Origin of the sequence: Streptomyces sennicomposti (assembly GCF_019890635.1) — a bacterium.
In the GTDB taxonomy this organism is placed as follows: Bacteria; Actinomycetota; Actinomycetes; order Streptomycetales; family Streptomycetaceae; genus Streptomyces; species Streptomyces sennicomposti.
Genome location: NZ_JAIOAB010000016.1, coordinates 79,534 through 104,581, shown reverse-complemented (window position 1 = coordinate 104,581; position 25,048 = coordinate 79,534). Strand labels below are relative to the sequence as shown.

Annotated in this window: 18 protein-coding genes and 1 pseudogene; 5 read left to right on the top strand and 14 right to left on the bottom strand. The window is 74.5% G+C overall.

What is annotated here, in order from left to right; translation table 11 throughout:
- Window positions 1-15: 15 nt before the first annotated feature.
- On the top strand, window positions 16-1,281 hold the full coding sequence (locus K7787_RS12365; RefSeq protein ID WP_164390609.1) for a styrene monooxygenase/indole monooxygenase family protein: 1,266 nt from the start codon (window positions 16-18) through the stop codon (window positions 1,279-1,281).
- Here the strand turns inward: K7787_RS12365 and K7787_RS12360 are convergent.
- The 4 genes from K7787_RS12360 to K7787_RS12345 all read right to left on the bottom strand — a co-directional run bounded on the left by K7787_RS12360 (window position 1,242) and on the right by K7787_RS12345 (window position 5,983).
- Complete coding sequence (locus tag K7787_RS12360) at window positions 1,242-2,285, bottom strand: C40 family peptidase (RefSeq protein WP_223001420.1); 1,044 nt, start codon at window positions 2,283-2,285, stop codon at window positions 1,242-1,244. The two genes, K7787_RS12365 and K7787_RS12360, sit on opposite strands and share 40 nt — an antisense overlap.
- Before the next feature lie 1,459 nt (window positions 2,286-3,744).
- Complete coding sequence (locus K7787_RS12355) at window positions 3,745-4,029, bottom strand: DUF8847 domain-containing protein (RefSeq protein WP_106961890.1); 285 nt, start codon at window positions 4,027-4,029, stop codon at window positions 3,745-3,747.
- A 10-nt stretch (window positions 4,030-4,039) separates the two neighbouring features.
- On the bottom strand, window positions 4,040-4,699 hold the full coding sequence (locus K7787_RS12350; RefSeq protein WP_019980429.1) for a TetR/AcrR family transcriptional regulator: 660 nt from the start codon (window positions 4,697-4,699) through the stop codon (window positions 4,040-4,042).
- Window positions 4,700-5,044: 345 nt separating this feature from the next.
- On the bottom strand, window positions 5,045-5,983 hold the full coding sequence (locus K7787_RS12345) for an AurF N-oxygenase family protein (protein WP_223001419.1): 939 nt from the start codon (window positions 5,981-5,983) through the stop codon (window positions 5,045-5,047).
- Between the two features lie 152 nt (window positions 5,984-6,135).
- On the opposite strand from K7787_RS12345, the pseudogene K7787_RS12340 reads away from it, so the two are divergent.
- Window positions 6,136-6,891: pseudogene (locus K7787_RS12340) on the top strand (ferritin-like domain-containing protein); the annotation flags it as partial.
- Between the two features lie 60 nt (window positions 6,892-6,951).
- Here the strand turns inward: K7787_RS12340 and K7787_RS12335 are convergent.
- The 6 genes from K7787_RS12335 to K7787_RS12310 all read right to left on the bottom strand — a co-directional run bounded on the left by K7787_RS12335 (window position 6,952) and on the right by K7787_RS12310 (window position 14,782).
- The gene (locus K7787_RS12335) at window positions 6,952-8,421 is read right to left on the bottom strand and encodes a penicillin-binding transpeptidase domain-containing protein (protein ID WP_009190604.1); all 1,470 of its coding nucleotides are present in this window, start codon (window positions 8,419-8,421) and stop codon (window positions 6,952-6,954) included.
- Between the two features lie 70 nt (window positions 8,422-8,491).
- Complete coding sequence (locus K7787_RS12330) at window positions 8,492-9,877, bottom strand: FtsW/RodA/SpoVE family cell cycle protein (RefSeq protein ID WP_009190605.1); 1,386 nt, start codon at window positions 9,875-9,877, stop codon at window positions 8,492-8,494.
- A 610-nt stretch (window positions 9,878-10,487) separates the two neighbouring features.
- Window positions 10,488-11,099, bottom strand: a complete 612-nt coding sequence (locus tag K7787_RS12325) for an SH3 domain-containing protein (protein WP_223001417.1) — start codon at window positions 11,097-11,099, stop codon at window positions 10,488-10,490.
- A gap of 785 nt (window positions 11,100-11,884) precedes the next feature.
- Entirely contained in the window at window positions 11,885-13,180 is a 1,296-nt protein-coding gene (locus tag K7787_RS12320; RefSeq protein ID WP_223001416.1) for an ATP-binding protein, read from the bottom strand.
- Entirely contained in the window at window positions 13,177-14,058 is an 882-nt protein-coding gene (locus K7787_RS12315; RefSeq protein ID WP_223001428.1) for a hypothetical protein, read from the bottom strand. Before K7787_RS12315 ends, K7787_RS12320 begins: the two co-directional genes overlap by 4 nt.
- Before the next feature lie 217 nt (window positions 14,059-14,275).
- Window positions 14,276-14,782, bottom strand: a complete 507-nt coding sequence (locus K7787_RS12310; RefSeq protein WP_223001427.1) for a protein-tyrosine phosphatase family protein — start codon at window positions 14,780-14,782, stop codon at window positions 14,276-14,278.
- Window positions 14,783-14,883: 101 nt separating this feature from the next.
- On the opposite strand from K7787_RS12310, the gene K7787_RS12305 reads away from it, so the two are divergent.
- Window positions 14,884-15,723: a nuclease-related domain-containing protein gene (locus K7787_RS12305; RefSeq protein WP_050790766.1), complete on the top strand. Its 840-nt coding sequence runs from the start codon at window positions 14,884-14,886 to the stop codon at window positions 15,721-15,723.
- A gap of 66 nt (window positions 15,724-15,789) precedes the next feature.
- Here the strand turns inward: K7787_RS12305 and ligD are convergent, their stop codons facing one another.
- On the bottom strand, window positions 15,790-16,671 hold the full coding sequence (ligD, locus tag K7787_RS12300; RefSeq protein ID WP_223001415.1) for a non-homologous end-joining DNA ligase: 882 nt from the start codon (window positions 16,669-16,671) through the stop codon (window positions 15,790-15,792).
- A gap of 146 nt (window positions 16,672-16,817) precedes the next feature.
- Here ligD and ku point away from each other — a divergent pair, with 146 nt between their 5' ends.
- Entirely contained in the window at window positions 16,818-17,903 is a 1,086-nt protein-coding gene (ku, locus tag K7787_RS12295; RefSeq protein ID WP_223001414.1) for a non-homologous end joining protein Ku, read from the top strand.
- A gap of 301 nt (window positions 17,904-18,204) precedes the next feature.
- Here ku and K7787_RS12290 read toward each other — a convergent pair whose 3' ends face one another.
- Together K7787_RS12290 and K7787_RS12285 are read right to left on the bottom strand one after the other, a co-directional pair.
- Window positions 18,205-19,959, bottom strand: a complete 1,755-nt coding sequence (locus K7787_RS12290) for a beta-ketoacyl-[acyl-carrier-protein] synthase family protein (protein ID WP_247720808.1) — start codon at window positions 19,957-19,959, stop codon at window positions 18,205-18,207.
- A gap of 443 nt (window positions 19,960-20,402) precedes the next feature.
- Window positions 20,403-20,882 carry a hypothetical protein gene (locus tag K7787_RS12285; RefSeq protein WP_372456638.1) on the bottom strand — a complete coding sequence of 160 codons (480 nt, stop codon included), beginning with the start codon at window positions 20,880-20,882 and terminating at the stop codon, window positions 20,403-20,405.
- Window positions 20,883-21,322: 440 nt separating this feature from the next.
- On the opposite strand from K7787_RS12285, the gene K7787_RS12280 reads away from it, so the two are divergent.
- Window positions 21,323-23,503, top strand: coding sequence for a TerD family protein (locus tag K7787_RS12280; RefSeq protein ID WP_223001412.1), 2,181 nt, complete (start codon window positions 21,323-21,325; stop codon window positions 23,501-23,503).
- A gap of 51 nt (window positions 23,504-23,554) precedes the next feature.
- Here K7787_RS12280 and K7787_RS12275 read toward each other — a convergent pair whose 3' ends face one another.
- Complete coding sequence (locus K7787_RS12275; protein ID WP_308036335.1) at window positions 23,555-25,042, bottom strand: lipase/acyltransferase domain-containing protein; 1,488 nt, start codon at window positions 25,040-25,042, stop codon at window positions 23,555-23,557.
- Window positions 25,043-25,048 lie beyond the last annotated feature (6 nt).

The following is a 25,048-nucleotide window of genomic DNA, read 5'->3' as shown; positions in this document are numbered from 1 at the left end:
AGGAGGTACCACCGCATGCGCAAGATACTCGTCGTGGGGGCCGGCCAGTCCGGTCTCCAGCTCGCCCTCGGCCTGCAGTCGCACGGCTACGAGGTCACCCTGATGTCCAACCGGACCGCGGACGAGATCCGCTCCGGCCGGGTCATGTCGACGCAGTGCATGTTCCACACCGCGCTCCAGCACGAGCGGGACCTCCAGCTGAACTTCTGGGAGTCCCAGGCGCCGAAGATCGAGGGGCTCGGCGTCTCCGTCGCCGCCCCCGGCTCCTTCGACCCGGGCCCCTCGCAGCGGGCGATCGACTGGGTGGGCCGGCTCGACGGGTACGCGCAGTCGGTCGACCAGCGGGTCAAGATGGCCGGCTGGATGGAGGCGTTCGCGCAGCGCGGCGGCCAGCTCGTCGTGCACGGCGCGGCCGTCGGCGACCTCGACTACTTCTCCCGCGCCTACGACCTCGTCCTCGTCTCGGCGGGCAAGGGCGAACTCGTCTCGATGTTCGAGCGGGACGCCGAGCGGTCCCCGTACAGCGAGCCGCAGCGCGCGCTGGCGGTCGCGTACGTGCACGGCCTCGGCCCGCGCCCCGAGCACCCGGAGTTCGACGCGGTCCGCTGCAACCTCGTGCCCGGCGTCGGCGAGCTGTTCGTCATGCCGACGTACACCCTGTCCGGCCGGGCCGACATCCTGTTCTGGGAAGGCATACCCGGCGGCCCGCTCGACGTCTTCAAGGGCGTCAAGGACCCGGCCGAGCACCTTTCCCTGACCCTCGACCTGATGAAGACCTTCCTGCCGTGGGAGTACGCGCGGGCCACCAAGGTGGAGCTGACGGACGCCGGCGGCACCCTCGCCGGCCGCTACGCCCCGACCGTGCGCAAGCCGATCGGGCGGCTGCCCGGCGGCGGGCTGGTCCTCGGCGTCGCGGACGTCGTCGTCGCCAACGACCCGATCACCGGCCAGGGTTCCAACTCGGCGTCCAAGTGCGCCGCCGCCTACCTCGCCTCGATCCTGGAGCACGGCGACCAGCCGTTCGACGAGGAGTGGATGCAGCAGACGTTCGACCGCTACTGGAAGACCGCGCAGCACGTCACCAAGTGGACGAACGCCATGCTCGCCCCGCCGCCGGAGCACGTGCTGAACCTGCTCGGCGCCGCAGGGCAGCTCCAGCCGATCGCCGACCGGTTCGCCAACGGCTTCAACGACCCGGCCGACTTCGAGAACTTCTTCTTCGAGCCGGACAAGGCCGAGGCCTACCTCGGCGAGGTCGCCGCGGCCGGCTCCGCCGCGTAGAACCCGGCGTCCGGCCCGTCCAGGGCGCCCCGCGGGAGCACCGGCGGCACATACCGCCGCAGGGGCGTGCCGCCCGGGTCGGGCCGTACGGCGCCCAGCACCGGGTTGGCCGCCAGCGGCGACACCTTCACCGCCGCACCGGGGCGGGGCGCCTGGACGACCATGCCGTCGCCGAGGTAGAGCGCCACGTGCGTGGCCTCGGGGAAGTAGACGACCAGGTCGCCCGGGCGCAGCTCGCTCAGCGGCACCCGCTTCAGCCGGGCCCACTGCTCCTGGCTGGTGCGCGGGATCGGCGTCCCGGCCCGGGCCCACGCCTGCGAGGTCAGCCCCGAGCAGTCGTACGCGAGCGGACCCGCGGCGCCCCACCGGTACGGCTTGCCGAGCTGCCGCACCGCGTAGCGCACGGCCTCCTCGCCCTGCGCGGTGGGCGGCTGCCCGGCGCCGAGCACCCCGGAGGCGAGGAACCTGCGCTGCGCCTCGACGATCCCGGTCCGCTCGAACTCGGCGAGCGCGGCGAGTTGTCGACTGCTGAGCGAGGCGAGCAGCTTCTCGACGGCGGCCAGCCTCGCCCGCACGTCGTCCCGGGCCCGCTGCTGCCGCCGGGCGATGTCGAGCTGGGCGTCGAGCGCGGCGTGCGCCTGCCGGGCGAGGACGGCGGCACGCTTCTCGTCCCCGGTCAGCCGCTCCACCGTCCCGGCCCGCTCGCGCGCGATCTCCCCGACGACGTGGCCCTGCTGCAGGGCGTGCTGCGGATCGCGGGCCAGCAGCAGCCGCAGGTACGGCGACAGCTCGCCGCTGCCGCCGTCCTGGTACTGCTGCCGGGCCAGCCGCCCGGCCGCCGCCCGGCTCCCGTCCAGCGCGGCGCGCGCCCGCGCGAGCGCCCCGTCCAGCCGCGCGACCTCGGCCCGCTGCCGCTCCAGCGCCACTCCGGCGGCGTCATACCGCTCGGAGGCCTGCTCGGCCTCCCGGTACAACTGCCCGAGCCGCCCGAGCAGTCCGGCCACGGTGGCCGACTGAGCACCACCACCGCCGGCAGCTCCGACAACGGGCTGCACGCCGGTCGTGGGCTGTGGCTGGGTCGTGGGCTGCGCTCCGGAGGCGCCCGCCGCCGGGGCCACGGGCTGGTTCCCGGCCAGGGGCGACTGCCCGCCGGGCGCCGCCGCCCGTGCCGGGGGCTGCGCTCCCGGCACGGGGGTTCGCCCGGCGGCGGGCGAACCTGCGGGGGAGGGCTGCGGCGGCTGCGGTGCGGGGTGCTGTCCGAAGGCGGGCGTGGGTCGTTTCGTGGGTGGTTGCGCGAGGGTGGGGGTGGGGTGAGTTTCCGGGGCGGGGGCCTGCTCGGTGGTGGCCGTCGGCCGTGCGGTGGGCGGTTGCCCGGCGGCCGCTCCCCTGGGTGCGGGACGCGTCCCCGAGGCGGCGGCCTGCCCGGCGCCGGCTGCCGGCCCTGACGTCGGTGGCTGCCCGGCGGGGGCTTGGGGCGGGGCGGAGACCTGCCGTGCGCGGGGCGCGGGCTGCGTTCGCGACGCGGTGGGCTGCCCGGCGGGGGCCGTCGGCGCCGCCATCGGGGGATGCCAGACACCGCCGTAGGCCCCGAGCCCAGCCGTGGGCCCGAGGACGGGCGGTCTCCCGGGCGCGTGCTGTGCTTCCGGCGCGGGGTGCTTACCGTCGGCGGCCTGCCGCCCGCCCGCCTGCGACGCGGCCCGGTTCGGAGTACCGGCGGTGGGCGTCGGTGCGGTCATGGGGGGATGCCAGGTGCCGTCCTGCGTCCCGCGGCCGCTTCCCGGCCCGAGGACGGGCGTCCCCGCGGGCGCGATCCGCGCCCCGATCGCGGGACGCTTCCCATCGACGGCCTGCCGCCCGCCCGCCTGCGGCGCGGCACGGTCCGAAGTACCGGCGGCGGGCCGCGCCCCGGCACCGGCCCGAGTCCCTGCACCGGCCCGAGTCCCGGCACCGGCCCGAGTCCCGGCATCGGCCGGAGTCCCGGCATCGGCCGGAGTACCAGCGGAGGCTTGAGCCCCGGCGGAGGCTTGAGCCCCGGTGGCGGCTTGAGTGCCGATGGTGGTCGGAGGCGTGGCACCGGCTGGAGCCGCCGCGGCCGACCGAACCGCTGCGGTCGGCCGAGTGCCCGCACCGGCCCGAGTCCCCGAGGGCGGTCGCTGCTCGGCCGCAGGCCGGGGATCGGTCGTGGCCCCGGGGCCGGTCGGCTGCGCCTTCGCCGCAGTCGGGTGGCCGGGGGCGGTGGCCGGGGCCGCCTGGGCCACGGGAGGGTGCACCGCGGCCGACGCCGTGGTCAGTGCCGCCTGGGCCGCCATCGCCGCCGTGCACACCAGGCGCGGCAACCTTCCTGACACGTCATCACCTCCGGTGCGGGGCGGCTTCTCCGCCTCACACCGTGAGATTCGACGTATGAACCGACGATGTGTGCCCGCTGTACTCCGTACGGCGCATCATGCTCACCCGCCCGTGTCACCCGGCTTGCCCGCGGGGCCGTTTCCGGGACCATGGCCACTTCAAGCCGCCGTCCCCCTCGCCCTCGGGGGCGTACTCGTACTTCCACCCCCGGTGCAGCCCGAGCCTCTTGCTCTGTGCGCGCGGGACCCGGTGGTAGACGAGCACCGTGGGCGGGCCGCCCGCCGGGTCCGGGACCGGGATGCGGTACGTCTTCGGGGGGTGCCCGGTGGGTCCCACCAGCACGGGCAGCACCCGCCCGTCCATGGGGCCGCCCTCGAAGGGGGTGTCTTCGCTCTTCACGGTCCCAGTGTCAGCCATCGGCCGGCGACAGCAGCCGTCCCACCAGCGCGGCGGTCTGCGCATCGCGGTTCGCGGTCACCGACAGCACCGCCACGAACTGCTCCACCAGCCAGTCCCGCAGCTCCGCCAGCGGCGGCTGCTTGTCCTCGTCGAGCCAGATCAGCGAGGCCGCCTCCACCGCCGTGATCCACATCCGCACGGTCATCCGCAGCCGCGGACCCGGCTCGGTGACCTCCAGGTGGCTGAGGATGTGCTCGGCGGCGGCCCGGCGCACCCCGTCCACGATGGCGCTGGTACGGGACGTCTCCACCACGCTGCCGCCCTGGAGCAGCGCGGTGAACCCGGCGTCGTGGCCGTCCACGAAGGCCAGGTAACGGTCCAGGGCGCGGGAGAGCCGGGGGAGCAGCGGCCCCTCGTGCGGCTCGTCGAAGCAGGTGCGCAGCTCCTCCGCCGCCGAGCGCAGCGCGGCCTCGTACAACTGCTGCTTGCCGCCGGGGAAGTACCGGTACACCAGCGGCCGCGACACCCCGGCCGCCTCCGCCACGTCGTCCAGCGAGACCTCCTCGGGCGCCCGGTGCGCGAAGAGGGACAGCGCGGATTCGAGCAGCTGAGCGCGCCGCTCCTCGACGCTGAGCCGTCGATAGGCGGGGGTGGATGCGGCAGGGCTCATGCTGGGCAGCGTAATCGCTGCCCACCCCACCCGTCCCCGCCACCGCCCCGCACCCGCCGTACACGGACAGGGAAACCGCTCACCCGCCCCCGCGCACCGACCCGCAGACGCCGTACGACGGAAGCAGGCCGCCCATCCCTGCGCCTCGGCCCCCACCGGGCCGCAGACGCCGTACGACGGAAGGGGCCGTGGTGGTACGTCCATATGCCCGCCGCGTACTGCGGTCCCTCCTCCGTCGACCAATCAACCTCCGGGCCGTATGTCCGTGGGCGGCGGGCTGGACGTACCACCACGGCCCCGACCCACCACGCACCCCAGGCGCCCCGCCCACGACCAGCCGCGCCCCTACGCCAGCAACCCCGACGACCGCCACATCCGCCGCCCGACCCCCCGCAGCACCCCGATGTCGTCCAGGAAGTCGGTCAGCCGCTTCGCGCCCGTCTGCATGACCTCGCGCCGATGCCCGCTGGCCTTCACCTGCGCCATGGCCTCCCGCTTGTCGAGGCCGACGTTCGTGTACACCTCGGGGTTGATGAAGGCCACCGAGAACACCCGGGCGAACTCGCCGGAGGTCACCCGGGTGAACTCCCGCGACCACCGCGGAGCGGTCAGCATCTGCCGGCGCAGCTCCTCACGGGCGTACCGCACATGCCGCGCCTCCTCCACGACGTGGATGCGCGTGACCCCGCGGATCAGCGGCTGGACCCGCTCGTCCGGGAAGGTCAGCCGCTGCATCCAGTCGAGGACCTCCTCGCCGAGCAGGGTCGCGGTGAAGGACCCGGGCGTGGTGGAGATCGTCTTGAACAGCCGGCCGAGCTGCTGATGGATCGGGGACACCTGGTACCAGGGAGTGCCGCCGCGGATGATCATCCGGGCGAACATCTTCGAGTGCCGGCACTCGTCCTCGATCTCGGTCAGCGCGTACCGGACGTGCGCGCTGGTCGCCGCCTTGTCGTAGACGTGCCGCACCAGCAGCTGCATCAGGATCAGCTCGAACCAGATGCCGAGCGAGGCGAGCGCGGCGGCCTCGTGCTGCGAGAGCAGAAGCCGCTGCTCCTCGCTCATTTTCTTCCACATCGGCGTGCCGTACAGCGACACCAGCTCGGGAGGCCAGAACCACTTGCCCTCCTCGAACGGAGCCTCCCAGTCCAGTTCCTTGTCCGGGTCGAAGGAGTGCTTGGCGGACGAGTCCAGCAGCCGCTCGGCCACCTGCTCCCGGTCCTTGAGCAGACCGAGCGCGTCGCGCAGTCCGGCGAGCGCGTCGGCATCCGTCACGGTCGTCATGGGCGTCCCACCTCGTCGTACGGGAGTGTGGCCGGATCGGCTCGTTACCCGGCGGTCAGGTTCACGCCTCTTATGAGACTGCCCGTCAGCAAGACCGTCAATCCCTCCGGCACGACTTGTTGACCGGGCGGTCCCGTGTGAGCCTGCGGAGTATGGCGACCCACGACCTGTACGCCAAAGGCCCGGGCGAGCCGCACTGGCAGGTCCCCGCGACCGGCGCGGCCCGCTTCGCCTGGGAGTACGACGACGGCCGCGACCGGCTGCTGGCCCTCTACCAGAAGGGCAAGGACAAGCAGTGGGACGGGCGGAAACGTATCGACTGGGACCTGGAGGTCGACCCGTACGACCCCCTCGGCACCCCCGAGGAGGCGATGATCCTCCACGGCACGCCGTACTGGTCCAGGATGACCGACCGCGACAAGGGCGAGCTGCGCCGGCACTTCGCCTCCTGGCAGTTCAGCCAGTTCCTGCACGGCGAGCAGGGCGCGATGATCTGCGCGGCGCGCATCGTGGAGTGCGCCCCCGACCTGGACGCCAAGTTCTACTCGGCGACCCAGACGATGGACGAGGCCCGGCACGCCGAGATCTACGCCCGCTTCCTGCACGAGAAGATCGGGCTGGTCTACCCGATCGACGACAACCTCCGGTCGCTGCTCGGGGACACCCTGCGCGACAGCCGCTGGGACATGCCGTACCTGGGCATGCAGGTGCTCATCGAGGGCCTGGCGCTGGCCGCCTTCGGCATGATCCGCGACACCACGCACAAGCCGCTGCCCCGGCAGATCCTCGCCTACGTCATGCAGGACGAGGCCCGGCACGAGGAAGTGGCCGAACGCCTGGACGCGGAGCGATTCGCAACGGAGGAACGGGAGCGGGCGGCCGAGGTGGAACAGACGATCGAAACAGGCCGGACACCGGACGCCTGACCTCCCCCCGCGTGACAGCGCGCCGTGTCCACAGCCCCGCCCTCACGCCGCCGGAGGCGAATGCAGCACCGCCTCCATCACCGCCTTGGCGATCGGCGCCGCCGTCCCGCCCCCGCTGATGTCCCCGCGCCGCGCCGACGCGTCCTCCACCACCACCGCGACCGCCACCCGGGGAGCGAGGTCCTGGTCGCCCTGCGCCCAGGAGACGAACCAGGCGTACGGCGTGCCCCGGTTGCCCACGCCGTGCTGCGCGGTCCCCGTCTTGCCGCCGACCACGGCCCCCGGGATCGCGGCGTTGCGGCCGGTGCCCTCCTCCACCACACCGCACATCAGCTCCCGCAGCCGCTCGGCCGTCGTCGGCCGCATCACCTGCCGTACCGGCCGCGAACCGGCCGCCGACACCGTGGCGCCGCCGCTGCGCGTGGTCCGCTCCACCAGATACGGCGCCCGTAGCTGCCCGCCGTCGGCGACCGCCGCCGCGACCATGGCCATCTGCAACGGCGTGGCCCGCGTGTTGAACTGCCCGATCGAGGACAGCGCCCGCTGCGCCCGGTCGGCCGGCGCGTCGAACGTGCTCGGCGTCACCGAGAACGGGATGCGCAGTTCCTCGTCGTCGAAGCCGAAGCCCCGCGCCGCCGTCCGCATGGCGTCGGCGCCCACGTCCACGCCGAGCTTCGCGAACACCGTGTTGCAGGAGAACTCGAAGGCGTAGCGCAGGGGCGCGTTCTCGCAGCCCTCGCCTTCGTTGACCAGGCGCGCGGTGCTGCCGGGCAGCGGGTACGGGTCCGGCGAGTCGGTCGGCGCGTCGAGGTCGCTCACCAGCCCCGCGTCCAGCGCCGCCGCCGCGGTGACGACCTTGAAGGTCGAGCCCGGCGGATACGTCTGGCGTACCGCCCGGTTGAGCATCGGCTGCTCGGGATCGTCGTTCAGCCGCGCCCAGGCCGCCGCGACCGCAGGGCCGTTGCCGGACAGCTCCGCCGGGTCGTACGAGGGCGTGGACACCAGGGCGAGGATGCGGCCGGTGGCCGGCTCGATCGCCGCGACCGCGCCCTTGCGCGCGCCCAGCCCGTCGAACGCGGCCCGCTGCGCCGCCGCGTTCAGGGTCGTCACGACGTTGCCGCCGGGCGCCTGCGCGCGGGTGAAGTCGTTCCACGGCCGGAACCCCGCCAGCATCGGATCGGTGCCCGACAGCACCTGGTCCTCGGCGTGCTCCAGGAACGTCGTGCCGTAGCGCTGCGAGGCGAAGCCGGTGACGGGCGCGTACAACGGGCCGTCGGCGTAGGTGCGTTCGTAGCGCAGTTGCTCGCCGGTGTCCCGGGAGCCGGTCACCGGCCGGCCGCCGACGAGGATCTGGCCGCGCGGCTGCTCGTAACGGGCGATGGCGGGGCGGCGGTTGGCCGGGTTGCCGCCGTAGGACGGGCTCAGGACGAGCTGGAGCCAGGCGGTGTGGACCAGCAGCGCGACCAGCAGCAGCACACAGAAACCGGCGGCATGCCGAATGCACCGGGTCACCGTGACCACCCCCCACCCGTCCGGTCCACGCCCGCGCCGCCCCGCCCCCGCCCCGCCTCCGTACGGCGGCTCACGGCGGCGCCGTCCCGTCGTACTGGCGGCGGGCCACATGGCTGACCCGGATCAGCAGGGCGACGATCGCCCAGTTGGTGACGACCGAGGAACCGCCCTGCGCGAGGAACGGCATCGCCATGCCGGTCAGCGGGATCAGCCCGGTCACCCCGCCCGCGATCACGAACACCTGGAGCGCCAGCAGCGAGGCGAGCCCGACCGCCAGCAGCCGCCCGAACGGGTCGCGCAGCGCGAGGCCCGCCCGGTAGCCGCGCTCGACCAGCAGCGCGTACAGCAGGAACACCGCCGACAGCCCGGCCAGCCCCAGTTCCTCACCGGCGGTGGCCAGGATGAAGTCGGACTTGGCGGCGAAGCCGACCAGGATCGAGTGCCCCGCCCCCAGCCCCGCGCCGAGCAGCCCGCCGGCCGCGAACGAGAACAGCGACTGCGCGACCTGGCCGGGCCCCTGCCCCGCCTCGATCGTCGCGAACGGGTGCAGCCACTCCTGCACCCGGCCGTGCACATGCGGCTCCAGCCGCCCCACGCCGACCGCGCCGGCCACCGCGAGCAGCAGCCCGACCGCGATCCAGCCGGTGCGCCCGGTGGCCACGTACAGCAGGACGACGAACAGCCCGAAGAACAGCAGCGAGGTCCCGAGGTCCCGTTCCAGCACCAGCACCCCGACGCTCAGCAGCCAGATCGCGGCGACCGGCCCGAGCACCCGCCCGGTGGGCAGCTGGAGCCGCCACACCCGGCGCCCGGTGTACGCCAGCGCGCTGCGGTTCGCGGCCAGGTACGCGGCGAAGAACACCGCGAGCAGCACCTTGGCGAACTCGCCCGGCTGGATGGAGAACGCCCCGAAGCGCACCCAGATCCGGGCGCCGTTGACGGGCGGGAAGAGGATGGGCAGCGTGAGCAGGGCGAGCGCGGCGACGACGCAGACGTAGGAGTAGCGCTGCAGCCAGCGGTGGTCGCGCAGGACCAGCACCACCAGGATGAACAGGGCGACCCCCAGCGTGGACCACACCAGCTGCGCCGGCGCGGCCCGCTCGCCCGGCGTCTCCAGGTCGAGCCGGTAGATCAGCACCAGGCCGAGGCCGTTGAGCAGCACGCCGATCGGCAGCAGGAGCGGGTCGGCGTACGGCGCCCGCAGCCGCACCGCGCCGTGCGCGAGCAGCGCGAGCACGCCGAGCCCGGCGCCGTAGCCGGCGGCGCCGGGCGGGAGGGCGCCGTACTTCGCCAGGCCGACGGCGCAGTAGCCGTACACGGACAGCAGGACGGCGACGACGATCAGGGCGAGTTCGACCCCGCGCCGCCGGGGGAGCAGGGCGGCGACCGCCGGGGCGGGGCGAGCGGCGTCCGCGGGGACGGCCGCAGTGACCGCGATGACCGCGGCGGCCGGCACGGGCGTGGCGGCCCGGGGGGCGCCGGACGGCGTGGGGGTGTTGGAGGGGGCGGGGGTGTTGGACGGCGTGGAGGTGCGGGACGGCGTGGAAGTGCCGGCGGGGCCGGTTGTCCTGGGGGTCCCTGGCGTCTGAGCCAGGCCCGTGGGTCCGGTTGTCCTGGGGGCGCCTGGCGTCCGGGTCGGGCCGGTCGGGCCGGTGGGGCTGGTGGGCCCGGGGGTTCCTGGGGTTCCGGGCGTGCCGGCGGGGCCGGACCTGCCGCTCGGGCCGGTGGGGCCTGCGTGTCCGGCAGCCCCGGGCGCCTCGGCCGAACCGGTCGAACCGGTCGAACCGGTCGAGCGGGTCGCGCCGGTCGAGCCGGTCGAGCGGGCCGAGCCGGTCGAGCGGGCCGAGCCGGTCGAGCGGGCCGGGTCGGTCGAGGCGGTTGAGCGGGCCGGGTCGGTCGAGGCGGTTGAGCGGGCCGGGTCGGTCGGGCGGGCCGGGTCGGCCGGTTCGGTGGGGCCGGGGGCTCCGGCGGCCCCAGGCAGCCCGGCCGGGCCGGCGGCTCCGGTGGGTCCGGCCCCGGTCATGGCCGGGACCTGCCGGAAGCGGCCGCCCCGCCCGTCGCGTGGGTCAGCACCAGCGCGGCGCGGGCCCGATGTTGTCGATGTAGCGGGCCGCGCCCCACGCCCAGGTGCCGTCCGCGAGCAGGTACCAGAGGTTGTTGCCCTGCACGTTCTGGCCGGGCGTCTTGCAGTAGATCCAGACGTCCTCGCCCTGCCGTGCGACCCGCAGCACCTGGCTGCCCCGGTCCGGGCGGGAGTGCAGGGCGAGGCCGCCGCGGGCGGTGACGCGACCCCGGTAGAAGCGGGTGCCGGTCGAGGCGGGATCGGCGGAGGCGGCGGGGGCCGCGGGAGCGGCGGGGCTCGCGGAGGCGGAGGGAGTGGCGGGGGCGGCGGCCTGCGGGCTCGCCGCCGCGCTCTGCGAACCCGTGTTCGCGTCGGTCTTGCCGGGAGTGGCGGAGCCCTTGTCGGCGTCGGCCGGTGCGGCTGAGGCCGCCGGTGCGGCGGGGGTGCTGCTCGCGCTCGGCGTGGCCTTGCCGCCGACCGGGCCGCTGGCCGGGGCGGGACCCGGGGCGCCGCCCCGGCCGTCGTCGGCGACGGCGGGCACGACGGCCGCCGCGGCCGCCAGGGCGCCGGCCGCCGCCGCCACGGCCAGCCGGGTGAGGGGGGAACGCAGGTACATGAAGAACCTCCACCTGAGGTGGCGAAGCCCGCCGTAGGCGGACGAATCTGACTAACCGCCACATTAGGAGCGTCACCCCCGCGATACCCGCCGCACAGCGCCGACGGGGCCGCGCGTCCCCACGTGAGGAGGCGTCAGGGGCCCGTCAGGAGAGTGACGGAGAAAGGAAAAGCCGCCGGGGCCCCGCGCCCTCGGCCGCCACCGCCGCAGGGCGGATCAGCGGGAGTCGGCTTCCCCGGCCGTCCCCCGTGGGGCGGGCCGGAGAGGCCCCGCGCCTCAGCCGTCACCCTCGCGGGGCGGGCCGGCGAGGACCTGCGCCCTTGGCCGCCGCTGCCGTAGGGCGGGTCAGCGAGAGTCGGCGTCCCCGGTCGTCCCCCGTGGGGCGGGCCGGCGAGGCCCCGCAGCCCCGGCCGCCACCGCCGCAGGCGGAATCAGCGAGAACCAGCATCCCCGGCCGCCACCCCCCCGGCAGGCGGGTCAGCGAGGCCCCGCGCCCCCGTCCGTCACCCCCGTGGGACGGACCAGCGGGGCCCCGCGCCCCCGGCCGCCACCTGTCCGAGCGGCGGACCAGCGAGGCCCCCGCCCCCGTCCGTCACCCCCGCAGGATGGACCAGCGAGGCCCCGCGCCCTCATCCGTCACCCCCGCAGGACGGGTCAGCGAGGACCCCGACCCTCGCCCGTCACCCCCGCAGGCGGGTCAGCGAGGCCCCGCGCCCTCATCCGTCACCCCCGCAGGACGGGTCAGCGAGGACCCGCGCCCCCATCCGTCACCCCCGTGGGACGGATCAGCGAGGACCCGCGTCCTCCGGCGTCCCGCCGCTCGGCGGGCGCTGCGGCAGCGTCAGGGTCGCGATCGCCCCGCCGTCCGGCGCGTTGGCGAAGTCCAGGCGGGCGCCCAGCACCTCGGCCTGGCCCAGTGCGATGGTCAGCCCCAGCCCGTGCCCGGTCGCGCCGCCCTCGGTGCGGAACCGCTGCGGTCCGTGCGCGAGCAGGTACTCCGGATAGCCGTCGCCGTGGTCGCGCACGCTGACCACCGGCCCGTCCACGGTCAGCACCACCGGCGCCCGCCCGTGCCGCAGCGCGTTGGCCACGAGGTTGCCGAGCACCCGCTCCAGCCGCCGCCGGTCGGTCTCCACATACACGTCCCGCACCACCTCGACCCGCGCGCCGTCCCCCGCACCGCCGCTGCCCGCCGCGCGCACCACCCGTTCCGCCACCGTGCTCAGGTGCTCGGCGTCCAGGTCGAGCCGTTCCCGCCCGGTGTCCAGGCGGGAGATCTCCAGCAGGTCCTCGGTGAGGGTGCGCAGCGCGGCCACCCGGTCGCGCACCAGCTCGGTCGGGCGGCCCGGCGGCAGCAGCTCGGCCGCCGCGTGCAGCCCGGTCAACGGAGTGCGCAGCTCGTGCGCCACGTCCGCGGTGAACCGCTGCTCGGCCAGCAGCTTGCTCTGCAACGAGGACGCCATCGAGTCCAGCGCGGCGGCGACCGCGGCCACCTCGTCCTGCGGACGGGACCGGTCCCGGGTCAGGGGATCGTCGACGCGGGCGTCCAGGTCGCCCGCGGTGATCCGCCGGGCCACCCGCGCCGTGGCGTGCAGCCGCCGCGTCACCCGGGTCACCGCGAACGCGCCGACCAGCAGCGTCGCCCCGATCGCCAGCAGCGAGGACCACAGGATGGCCCCGTCGAGGCCGGCGATGGTGCGGGCCTGCTGCGAGTAGTCGACCTCGACGGCGAGCGTCCGGCCGTGGTCGGCGGGCCCGGCCGCCCACATGGTGGGCCGCCCGTGGTGCCGGCCGACCATCGTGCCGCGCTGCCCCCGCGCGGCCAGCCGGCGCAGCGGTTCGGGCAGCCCCGGCGGGTCCACGCCCGCACCCGGCAGCAGGGTGTCGCCGTTCTCGAACGCGTTCGTCGCGTCCTTCAGCCGGGACAGCGCGAGCGTACGGGCCTGGCCGACGGTCTGGTCGGTCACCGAGACGTGCACGAGGATGCCGAGCAGCGCGGCGAGCGCGCAGCACATCACCGTGATGAAGGCCGCGGCCTTCATGGCGAGGGTCCCGGTCCACCCGGGCAGCGGGACCCTCATTCGGCGCTCTCGGCGAAGACACCCGACGCGCCCGACGCGCCCGAGGCACCCGACGCGCCCGACGCGCCCGAGGCGCCCGCCGACGCGCCCGGCGCGCCCGGAGGCGTCGGACCGGAGGGCGTGAGGTCGGGGGTCGGGGTCGGCGTCGGGCGGGGGACCGGCGAGGGCGTGGCGGTGGCCGCCGGGGTGTGCGCCCGGGTGGGCTTGCGCCGCCCGGTGCGCAGGAACTCGTCGCGGGAGAACACCATCGCCCGCTGGTCCGCGTCCCAGGACCAGGTGGTGCGGTACTCGTATCCGGCGATCCCGGCCGGCGAGCGGATGATCACCGCCCGTCCGGCCAGCTCCACGCCGATGACCGCGTCGTCGTTGGCGAACACCTGGACGAGCTTGGAGCCCTCGAAGGTGTAGACGCGGACGGCGGTCTGGTTGGTGGGGTACAGCCGGAAGCCGAGCGTCATGTCGTCGCGCCCGTCCCCGGTCAGATCGCGGAAGTACGGCTTCATGACCGGGCACCGCCGCCCCGCGTCCCCGGCCTTGCCGCAGTCCGCCAGCCGGGTCGCGGCCTCGCGGTAGGGGGCCTTGGCGGCGGTGTAGTCGGCCGGGTGCGCGGCGACCTCGGCCCGTACGACGGCCACCGGATCGACCTTGTGGATGTCGTTCCCGGGGGCCGTGATCCCCTTCACCGTCTCGATCTGGACCTCGTCGTAGGGCCAGGCCGGGCTGGCGGCGGGCCGCAGCGTGGGCCAGAGCCGGGCGGGGCTGATCGCGGTCGGCGTGCCGCCGGCCGACTCCAGGCCGCCCGCGTCGCCGCACGCCGCCGCCGTGCCCAGCAGCAGGGCGACGAGGGCGGTGACCAGGGCGGGACGGCGACTGCGGATGACTGCTCTCCGAGGGGCGACGGGGGGTGAGACGGGGGTGACGGGCGGCGGGGCGGGCGGGCGCGTACACCGCGAGGGGTGCGGCGCGCACGTCCGGGGGGTCGGGACGCGTACGCCGGGGGGCGGGGCGCGTACACCTTATTCGTACGGAAGTCCTTTTTGTGTGGGAGGCGCCGTCTTCGCCGCCCCATGCAGCGTACGCAGGAAGACGAAACGATTATTCGGCCAGTTCCTCCAGCAACCGGACCGTGACGAGACCCGCCCGCAGATAGTCCACGAACAGCTCGTTGTGCAGCGCCCAGGGGGAGCGGCGGGCGCGGATCAGCCCGATCGCCTCGTCGGCGGAGCACCCCCGGCGCACCAGGGCGTGCGCCACGACCAGCCCGGAGCGGTTGTAGCCGGACCAGCAGCGGACCAGGACCCGCCGCCCCGCGTCCAGCGCGTCGCCCGCGGCCTCGGCCAGCCGGATCACCCCGGCCAGCTGCGTCCCGTCCAGCGGACCGTCGGGAATCGGCCACACCTGGTGCTCGACGCCCGGGTCGGGGCCGTGCCCCGGCAGCCTGAGCAGGGTCTGCACGAGATCGAACTCGTCGTGCACGACGACGGTCTCCCGCTGCCCGGCACGGCTGCGCACCTCGTGCCCGCCCATCCACAGCCCGGGCACGATCTCGCTCCACGGGCTGTCCGGGGCCGGTACGTCGGGCTGCTTCCCGCGGATCCGCAACGGCGCCTCCCCCACTCCGCTCCCCACCGCTCCTCAACGGTAGCCGCCTTCTTGCCCTGGGAGCACCCCGCCTGTTCCCATGGTCGTAGGGGTGATGGTGCATGAGCGGATCACGTCGACGACCCGGAACGACCGGCCCGGGCGGCCTGCGCGTCCTGCCGGGCCGGCACCACGGCCAGGAGCGGCTCTACGTCTGCCGCGCGGACGGCCGGAGCGCCGCCTGGTACGACCGCGAGGCGGCTCGCGTCTACGTCCTGAGCGAGGCCGACCGCGAGGACGTCCTGCAGGCCCTCGGCCCCTTCCTCACCGGCCCGGTCGCGGTCGGCCCGCCGCCCGTCCCCACCGCCGCCGACCTCGCCCGGCTGAGCCTGCACCCGGACGACGACCTCGCGCCGAACCGCCCCGGCGAGGCGCTGCTGATCGCCCTCGACCGCGACCCGGCCCCCGTGCGCCGGCTGCGCCCCGACCCGCGCCGTCGGGCGCTCACCGCCGAGCAGGCCGTCGGCGAGGCCCTCGACCGGCTCGACGGCGCCGGCTGGCACACCCTGCACTCCATCCCGCTGCCCGGCGGGGACCGCGTCCACCACCTGGCGATCGGGCCGGGCGGCCTGTTCGCCGTGCACAGCGTGTACGCCCGCAAGCAGCGGGTGCGGATCGCCGACCCGGTGGTCACGCTGGGGCGGCGCGCCCCGGAACCCCTGCTGCGGCGGCTGCGCGCGCTCGCCGACCGCGCGTCCTACGCCCTCACCGCCGAGGTCCTCCCCCTGCTGGCCCTCACCGACCCCGCGGACCTCAGCATCACCACTCCGCCCAGGGCCCTGCGCATCCTCACCACCGAGGCCCTCCCCACCCTGGCGAGACTCGGCGGCACCCTGAAACCCACGGACGTGGAAGCCCTTCACGCGATGGCGAGGGACCGGAGGACGTGGGAGAGGGTGTGAGCCCCCACAGGGCCACCGCGACTCCGTGGCCCTGAACCGAACGGCCCCACCGACTCCGCCCCCAGCTCACGGCAGCTCCACCGCCCCCGAGACATCCAGCACCGCCCCCATCAGATCCCCGAACTCCCGCACCCGCCCCACGACATCCTCCGCACGGAACTCCAGCCCGCCCCCGTCCTCACACCCCGCGACCTCCTCCCACGTCACCGGCGCCGACACGGTCGGCACCCCCCGAGCCCGCAACGTGTAAGGCGCCGCGGTCGTCTTCCGCGCGGCGTTCTGACTCCAGTCCACGAACACCTTCCCCGGCCGCAGACTTCGCGTCATCCGGTGCAGCACCAGCTCCGGCATCGCCTTCTCCGCCTCCACCGCCAGCCCCTTCGCGTACTCCGAGGCCCGCTCGCTGGACGCCCCCCGCACCGCCGCCACCAGATGCAGCCCCTTGGACCCGGACGTCTTCGCCCACGCCGAGATCCCGTCCGCGGCCAGCCGCTCCCGCAGCCAGAGGGCCACCCGGCAGCACTCCACCACCGTCGCCGGCGCCCCCGGATCGAGGTCGAACACCAGCCGGTCCGCCTCCCCGGGCGCCTGGACCACCCACTGCGGGGTGTGGAACTCGGTCACCAGGTTCGCCGCCCACATCAGGCTCGCCAGGTCCTGCACCACCACCATCCGCGCCGCCCCCGCCGACCGCGGCACCTCCGCCGTCGTAACCCACTCGGGCGTACCCGGCGGCACGTTCTTGACGAAGAAGCGCTCCCCGTCCGCCCCGTCCGGATACCGCAGGAAGGACAGCGGCCGGTCCCGCAGATGGGGGAGCAGCACGTCGGCGACGGACGCGTAGTAGTGCAGCACCTCGCCCTTGGTGAATCCGGTCGCCGGATACAGCACCTTGTCCAGGTTGCTGAGCGCGACCCGTCGCCCCTCCACCTCCGTGATCGGTGCCATACGATAAGAAAACCACGACAACTGAGGACAAGCCCTGACATTCCCTGGCGAACAGCCCAAAATGCCACGGACCTACCTGCCTACATCTATCTGCCTACCTCCACCTACCTGCCTCCCGTACCGCCTCGATCCGGAAGGTGCTGCACGTGCGATCCATCTGGAACGGCGCCATCTCGTTCGGCCTGGTCAGCATCCCGATCAAGTTGATGAACGCCACCGAGCACCACACCATCTCCTTCCGCCAGATCCACACGGAGGACGGCGGCCGCATCCGCTACCGCAAGGTGTGCGAGCTGGAGGACCGCGAGGTCAGCCAGGGGGAGATCGGCAAGGGCTACGAGGAGTCGGACGGCAGCATCGTCCCGATCACGGACGAGGACCTGGCCCATCTGCCGCTGCCGACCGCGCGGACGATCGACATCGTGGCGTTCGTCCCGGCCGACCGGATCGACCCGCTCCAGATGGAGAGCGCCTACTACCTGGCCGCCAGCGGCGCCCCCGCCGCCAAGCCGTACACGCTGCTGCGCGAGGCGCTCAAGCGCAGCAAGCGGGTGGCGATCGCGAAGTTCGCGCTGCGCGGCCGGGAGCGGCTGGGGATGCTCCGGGTGGTGGACGACGTGATCGCGATGCACGGCCTGCTGTGGCCGGACGAGATCCGCGCCCCGCAGGGGGTCGCCCCGGACGTGGACGTGACGGTACGCGACCAGGAGCTGGACCTCGCGGACGCCCTGATGGACACCCTCGGCGAGGTGGACCTGTCGGATCTGCACGACGAGTACCGCGAAGCCCTGGAGGAGGTCATCGCCGCGAAGGCGGCCGGCGAGACGCCGCCCGAGACCCCGGAACCGGCCCCCGGCGGCAAGGTCCTCGACCTGATGGCGGCCCTGGAGAAGAGCGTACGGGCGGCCAAGCAGTCCAGGGGCGAGGAGGGGGAGGCGGCGGGGACCGCCGAGGAGGAAGGGGAGGAGGCGGCGGCCTCCGGGTCGGCGTCCGAGCCCGAGTCCGGGGCCGAGGTCAGACACCTCCCGCGCCGCAAGACCTCCCGCGCCGCCGAGGAGAAGCCGGCCCGGTCCGCGCCCAAGAAGTCGACCGCGAAGAAGACGACCGCCAAGAAGACCACGGCGAAGTCCGAGCCGAAGAAGACGGCGTCCACCGCCAAGTCCACGGCGAAGAAGTCCACGGCGAAGAAGACGCCCGCCAAGAAGACGGCGGCCCGCAAACGCACGGCGTGACGCGACCTTCCGGGTTCGCGGGCCCGGCGGGCCCGGCGGACCCGGCGGGCCGGGTGGACCTGGCGGATCTGACGGATCTGACGGACTCGGAGGACCCGGCGGGTCGGACGGGCCGGGCGGCCCGGGGTGCAAGCGCAGCGCCCTGCGGCCCTGTACCCGAGGCAGCACCGACCCCCTGCGGCCCCCCTGCACCGGCGGCAGCACCGATCCTCTGCGATCACCGCTGCACCGGCGGCAGCACCGACCCCCGCGATCCCCCTGTACCCGAGGCAGCACCCCCCCCCGCGCCCCCCGCGCCCGGCTACACCCGCCGCAGCGCCAGCACCGCGTTGTGGCCGCCGAAGCCGAACGAGTTGCTGAGGACCAGGTCGCCCGCGGCGGGCAGCGGGCGCGGGGCGCCGGTCACCACGTCGAGGGCGATGTCCTCGTCCACCTCCGCGCACCCCACGGTGGGCGGGACGACCCCGTTGTGCAGGGTGAGTACGGCGGCGACGGCCTCGACGCCCCCGGCGGCCCCCTGCATGTGCCCGAGGTGCCCCTTGAGCGCGGTCACGGGCACTCCCGCACCCGTCCGCGCGCCCTCGCCGAGCACCGCCCGCAGCGCGCCCGCCTCGGCGAGGTCGCCCTCCTTCGTGGCGGTGGCGTGCGCGTTGACGTGCACGACGTCGACGACGTACCCGCCCGCGTCCCGCACCGCGCGCCGCAGCGCGAGCGCGACCCCGCCGCCGCTGGGGTCGGGCGCGGCCATGTGATGGGCGTCGGCGGACAGCCCCCACCCGGCGGCCTCGCAGTAGATCCGGGCGCCCCGGGCCCGCGCGTGCTCCTCGGCCTCCAGGACGAGCAGCCCGGCCCCCTCGCCGTTGACGAACCCGGCGCGGTCCTTGGCGAAGGGCCGTGACGGCGAGACGCCGTCCTCCAGCCCGAGACCGGACAGGGCGCGCATCGCGGCGAACGACGCCATGATCGCGGGCGTGACGACCGCCTCCGCGCCGCCGGCGAGGGCGATGTCGACGCGCCCGTACCGTATGCGGTCGATCGCCTGCCCGATGGCCTCGGTGCCGGAGGCGCACGCGCTGGTGACGGTGCGGGCCTCGCCGGTGATGTGCAGATCCAGGGAGACCTGGGAGGCGGCCTGCGAGGGCACGGTCATCGGCGTGGTGAGCGGGGACACCGCGCGCGGGCCCTTCTCGCGCAGCTTCCGGTCGCCGCCGACGAGCACGGAGGCGTCCCCGAGGATGGCGCCGAGGCTGACCCCGACCCGCTCCGGGTCGAGCCCGCTCTCCCGGGTGCCGCCCTCGGCGAACCCGGCGTCGTTCCAGGCCTCGCGGGCGGCGAGCACGGCGAACTGCGCGGAGCGGTTCATCCGGCGGGCCGCGGCCCGGGGCAGCAGTTCGGCCGGGTCCACCGGCACGACGCCCGCGGTGCGCACGGGCAGTTCGGCGAACTCCTCGCCCGTCAACTCCCTTATGCCGTGGCGTCCTTCGAGCAGCCCCTGCCAGAGCTGGTCCACGCCGACGCCGAGCGGGGTGACGGCCCCGAGGCCGGTCACGACGACCCGCCGGGGGACGACCGCGGCGGGTTCGCGCCTCGGCCGCGCGTGATGGCGTACGACATGGCCCGCGCGGTCGGCGTCGGAGGCCCAGCCGCGCACCACGTCGTCGGTGACGGTCTCGGCGGTCCGGGAATCGAGGTCCCGGTGCCACACGCCCCACCGCCGCCGGTACGTCACCTCGACGCCCTCCGGGTCGACGGCCCGCAGCCGGGTCACGGTGTCCCCGTCGCGGAACTCCACGGCGTCCAGCCGGGGCGAGGTCACGGCCGGCACGGCCGCCGTGTCCATCCGCCGTCCGGCGACGACCACCTCCTGGCCGCGTCGCAGCACCTCGTCGCGGTCCACTCCGCCGAGCGGCGGCCGCAGCGTCACGCGGATCGTCTCGGGCGACTCGGGCAGGGTGTGCATCACGACACACCACTGCCGCGCCTCGGCGGCCTCCCGCGTCAGCGCGACGAGATCGCCGGGGACGACCTCGGCGGCGGTCACCGTGTGGGGATTCATGGGGACTTCTGGCATCTCGGACGAATAGGACATACCCGTACTTCTTCCTGGCTGCTTCCTGTGACCCAACTGCCGTAAGGCGGACCAGAACGAGTGAAACGGGCAAAGGCCCGGAAAACTACGGAAATAGAGATGGGTCCCAAACAGGACGCCTGTACGAATACCCGCAATCCGCCCGAACAGCCCACGAGTTGGCCCACGGACCGCACCGGGATGTGCGCCGGGTCACGCGCACTCGGCCCACCAGTTCGAGATCCGCCCCATGCGCGCCCCGCCCCGAGACGAGAGCCAGGTCACTGACACCGCGCGCGAGACGAGACGCGGGTCACTGACGCCCCGCCCCGACCGAGATGACTGAGAGCCAGGTCACTGCACGGGGTCCGAGCCCGCGCCCGAGCCCGAGCCCGAGCCCGTGCCTGCACCCGGCGGGGCTGGGGGCGGCGTCACACCGCGGCGGCGGCCCTCCGGGCCCGCACCTCGGCGGCGTACCCGGCGCCGACGACGAGCAGCGCGGCGGCCAGTGCGAGGGAGAGGCTCGTCCAGTTGATCCAGGTGTAGGAGGGGTCGCTGGAGTAGACGCTGCCGTCGACGCGCACGCAGTCGAAGCGCAGGGGGAGATAGGAGGACCGGTGGTGGCTCAGGCCCCGGACGGTCTCCGGATCGAAGCCGTCCCGGCAGGCCGGGGCCGGCACCGAGTCGGCGCCGTCGTCGAACTGGGACTCGGAGGCCAGGACCCCGAAGAGACCGAGCGAGTAGACGGCCGCCGCCCCGCAGCCCGCGAACAGCGCCCCCCGCCGCAGCAGATGCGACGCCCACGGCTGGGGCCGCCCCGGCAACAGCATCGCGAGAACCCCGAACAACGAGATCACCGCCCCGACGGCACACAGCGCGCACACGGCGAATCCGACGAACACGAACCTCACGTCCTCACGGTGCAGGGGGACGAGCACGGCCCCGCATCGCCACGGCCCCGACCGGACACGGACCCGACCGGCATGGCACCGATCCCGAACGGACATGGACCCGCAACGACACGGACCCGACCGGCACAGCGCCGATCGACACGGACCCGACCGGCGCGGGCCTGATCGGCCAACCCCACCAGGACCGAGGCCGAACGGTCTGTGACCCAGCTCACCCCTCCCGTCACAGCCCTGTTACGACACCCCCCGGCCGACCGCCGCCCGCGGGCACCGGACAGACCCGGTCTGCAGCCGAGTACCGAACGACCCCTTCCGCCCCGCTCCGTGAGCACTACAGTCACTTGTGCACGGCGCGTCACTCTGCGTCGTGCCGTGAGGTGGCCGGGACGGGAGATCTCCCGTGCCCGGTCTGCGTATCGGTGGGGGCATCTGTGCATGAAATGATCAAGGGCTCGAACGTCTCTCTGGGAGCCCTGAGCGAGAACGTCGGTTCGGTGCTCGTCAGTCTGGGCTGGGGGAGCCCGACCGGCGAGGGCGACGCGGACGTGTCGGTCCTGCTGCTGGACGAGAACGGCAAGGTACGCAGCGACGCCGACTTCTACTTCTACAACAACCCGGTCGCGGCCGACGGAAGCGTGCAGCTGCTGGGCAAGACGCCGACGGCGGACGGCAACGAGGACCGGATCAGCTTCGACCTGACCGCCGTCCCGGCCGACGTGGAGCGCATCGTCGTGGCCGCGAGCCGGTACGGCGAGGCACGCTTCGGCGAACTGGAGGACGTACGGCTGACGTTGGCGGACGCGGCCGGTGAGGAGCTTTTGCACTTCGCCATCGACGACGCCGGCTCGGTGAGCGCGGTCATCTTCGGTGAGCTGTACCGGCGTGCGCAGGAGTGGAAGTTCCGCGCCGTGGGCCAGGGTTACGACACCGGCCTCGCCGGACTGGCGACGGACTTCGGAGTCGACATCGACGACGACGCGGCCGAGGTGGAGGCGCAGGCGCGCGAGAGCGCCGAGGCCGACGACCAGCAGGACGCGCCGGACGGGACGGACCAGCAGGCCCCGGCCCCGACTTCAACCACGGCCCCGGCCCCGACCCCGGCTTCGACCACGGCCCCGGCCCCGACCCCGGCTTCGACCACGACCCCGCCGCCCCCGGCCGAGCCCGAGACCGACGCCCGGCCGGCCCCGCCGCGGCCGCCGGAGTCGGTCGCCGTGCCCCCGGCGGCCGTCCCGGCTCCCCGCCGCCCCGAGGACGACGCCGGGCAGAAGAAGCCGCCCGCGCGCCCGCGCACGGCGAAGAAGAAGGTCACGCTGCCCAAGGTGGTCAAGAAGACCCTCGCGGAGAACGACTCCTGGCGGGCCGCCCGGCTCTTCCCGGTCTCCTCGCTCAAGAGCGACCGGGACCGTGAGATGCGGGCCACCTCGGTCCTGCTGTCGGTGATGGCGCAGGTGCCGGAGTTCGGCCGACGGCTCACCGCGGCGTTCGGAGCGCCGGCCGGCCGGATGGAGACCTTCACCGAGGTCACCCTGCCGCACGGCGACACCCCGCGCCGCCCCGACGGGGTGATCCGCGTCGAGCGCGCCGGGAAGCTCTGGACGGCGCTGGTCGAGACGAAGACCAACGGCAACGCCCTCAAGTCCGAGCAGGTCCAGGCGTACATGGACATCGCCGCCCGCCGCGGCTACGAGGCCGTGATCACCCTCTCGAACGACGTCGCCCTGGAGGGCAGCCCCCTGGTCGACGTGAAGATCGACCGGCGGCGCAAGCACAAGGTGGGCCTCTGGCACCTGTCGTGGGCGGAGGTCGCGCACCAGGCGCAGATGCTGATCCGCCACGAGGGCGTCGGCAACGCGGCCCACGCCTGGCTGCTCCAGGAACTGCTCCACTACCTCCAGCACGACAACTCCGGCTGCCACGGCTTCCAGAACATGGGCCCGGCCTGGGTGCCGGTGCGCAACGGCATCGACGACGAGACCCTGTGCCAGGGCGACGCGCGCGCACTGGAGGTCGTGGAGAGCTGGGAGCGGCTCATCCGCCAGGTGTGCCTCGGACTGGGCGGCGAACTCGGTCAGAAGGTGCTCCCGGTCCAGCGCGCCAAGCGGGGCACGGACCCGGACGCCCGCCGCACCGCCCTCGCGGACCGGCTGTGCACCGACGGCAGGCTGCAGGCGGAACTGCGCATCGAGGGGACGCCCGGCGTCCTGGCGGTCACCGCCGACCTGCGCACCGGAAAGCTGCGTACCTCCATCGAGGTCCCGGCGCCCGAGCAGGGCTACCCGCTGTCCTGGGCGAAGCGGCTCGTCCGCCACCTGGCGGACGCACCGGCGGACCTGCACGTCGAAACCCTCGTGGAGGGCGAGACCCCCGGCCCCCGGGGCACCCTGGAACGCCTCCGCCCCGAGCCGGCCGACCTCCTCCCCAAGGACGGCGCCACCCGCATCACCGGCTTCCGCCTCTCCCTCCTCAAGAGCATGGGAAGCAGCCGGGGCAACGCGGAGACGGGCTTCATCCGCAGCGTGGACGACGCGGTGCACCGCTTCTACACCACCGTGGTCCTCCACCTGGACCGCCCGGGACCCCGCCGGGGGCCGTCGAAGGAGGGCACGCCGGCGGCCTGACCCCGGGGCGGCGACCACCCCGGCCACCGCCTCCCGCCCCCCGCGAGGTCCCTACTCGTCGAGGAACCTGGTCCCGTCCGGTCCGGCGAAGACCAGCTGGGTGAGCGGGGGGCTGTGGTCCGCGGCGACGGTGACCCGGTAGAGGCCCGTGTCGGGGACGGAGACCGTCGCGCGCAGCCGGTCGTCGCCGTCCGTCTGCACGCGGGCCGTCCTGCTGTACTCGGAGTCGACGGCCGACACGGAGCAGGTGACGCCCGCCGGGTCGTCGGTCCCGGTGACGGACAGGTCCCACTTGGCGGCGGCCCGGACGTAGTCGGGCACCTGAAGCCCCAACACCCGGTCGGCCTGCTCCTGGCCGAGGTGGTCGTCCTCCAGGAGGAAGGAGGAGACCGCGACCTGGGCCTGGGAGCCGCTCGCCAGTGCCCCGTGCTGGGCGGAGATGTTCTGGGTGTTGCGGGCGGGGGAGGCGGAGGGGCGGTGGACCGTCCCGTCCCCCTTGCCGGGGAACCGCAGGGGGCGCCCGTGGGCGTCGCGCTTGAGTTCCCCGTCGCCGTCCGCGCGGAAGCAGTACTCGGAGGCGTGGACGACGCCGGAGACCAGCCGCATCGACTGGACGGTCGCCTGGCCGACGCCGGCGACGGGCCGGAGCCCGGGCAGGGGATCGCGGGCGAGGGTCTCGAAGAAGTCCTGTGACGCCTGGAAGAGATCCTTGTCGCCCCCGAGATCGGCGACGTCCGCGGGCGTGAGGCGACGGACGGTGTCGTCCTCCTCCAGGCACAGGAAGCGGGGCAGCAGGTCGTGCACGCCCGGCATGGTGGCGGCCGCGGCGGCGAGCCGGCCGTGCGGCAGCGGGATGGGCGCGCCCTGGACCGCGTTGAGGATGTTGGCCGCGACCACGGACCCCTGATAGGGGGTGCCCAGGGTCATGACGCCCCGGGTGTCGTCGGCGAGGTCGCCGTCACCGCCGAGGGAGAGGGCCGCACGGGTGACCAGCCCGCCCATGGAGTGGGCGATGAAGACGAGGCGCGCCTCGCGCTGGTCGACCGCGTGCGCCCGGGCTGCCGCCTGGGCCGGGTGCGCGCGCCAGCGGGTGAGGTGCTCGCGGGCCGCGGTGGCCAGGGCGCGGGCATGGGCGGCGACGGGCAGACGCCAGTCGTAGGGGAAGGTGAGGACCGCCTCGGGGTGCGCGACGGTGTTCCCGATGGTCCGCAGCAGCTTGTGGTAGGGCTCGAAGCCGTTGAGGAACGGGCTCCAGACCGGGGTCCTGAGCAGCCTCGGGGCGACGACGCGACCGTAGTGGCCCGCCAGTTCGTCGGGGGTGAGCCGGAGGGGCGCCAGCCCGGAGCGGGTCAGCCAGGCACGGGTGAGCCAACGGCTGTTCGCCAGCCCCCACACCACGTCGCCGGTGCTCGTGTCCAGCAACTCGCTCCCCATGATGCCCGGAACGACGACGACGGCGTCATGGGTGACCTCGGGGAGTACCGGTGGCTCGACTCCGTAGGAGTGAGTGGGGAGATGGCCCTGTGCCCGCTGAATCATGCCTGT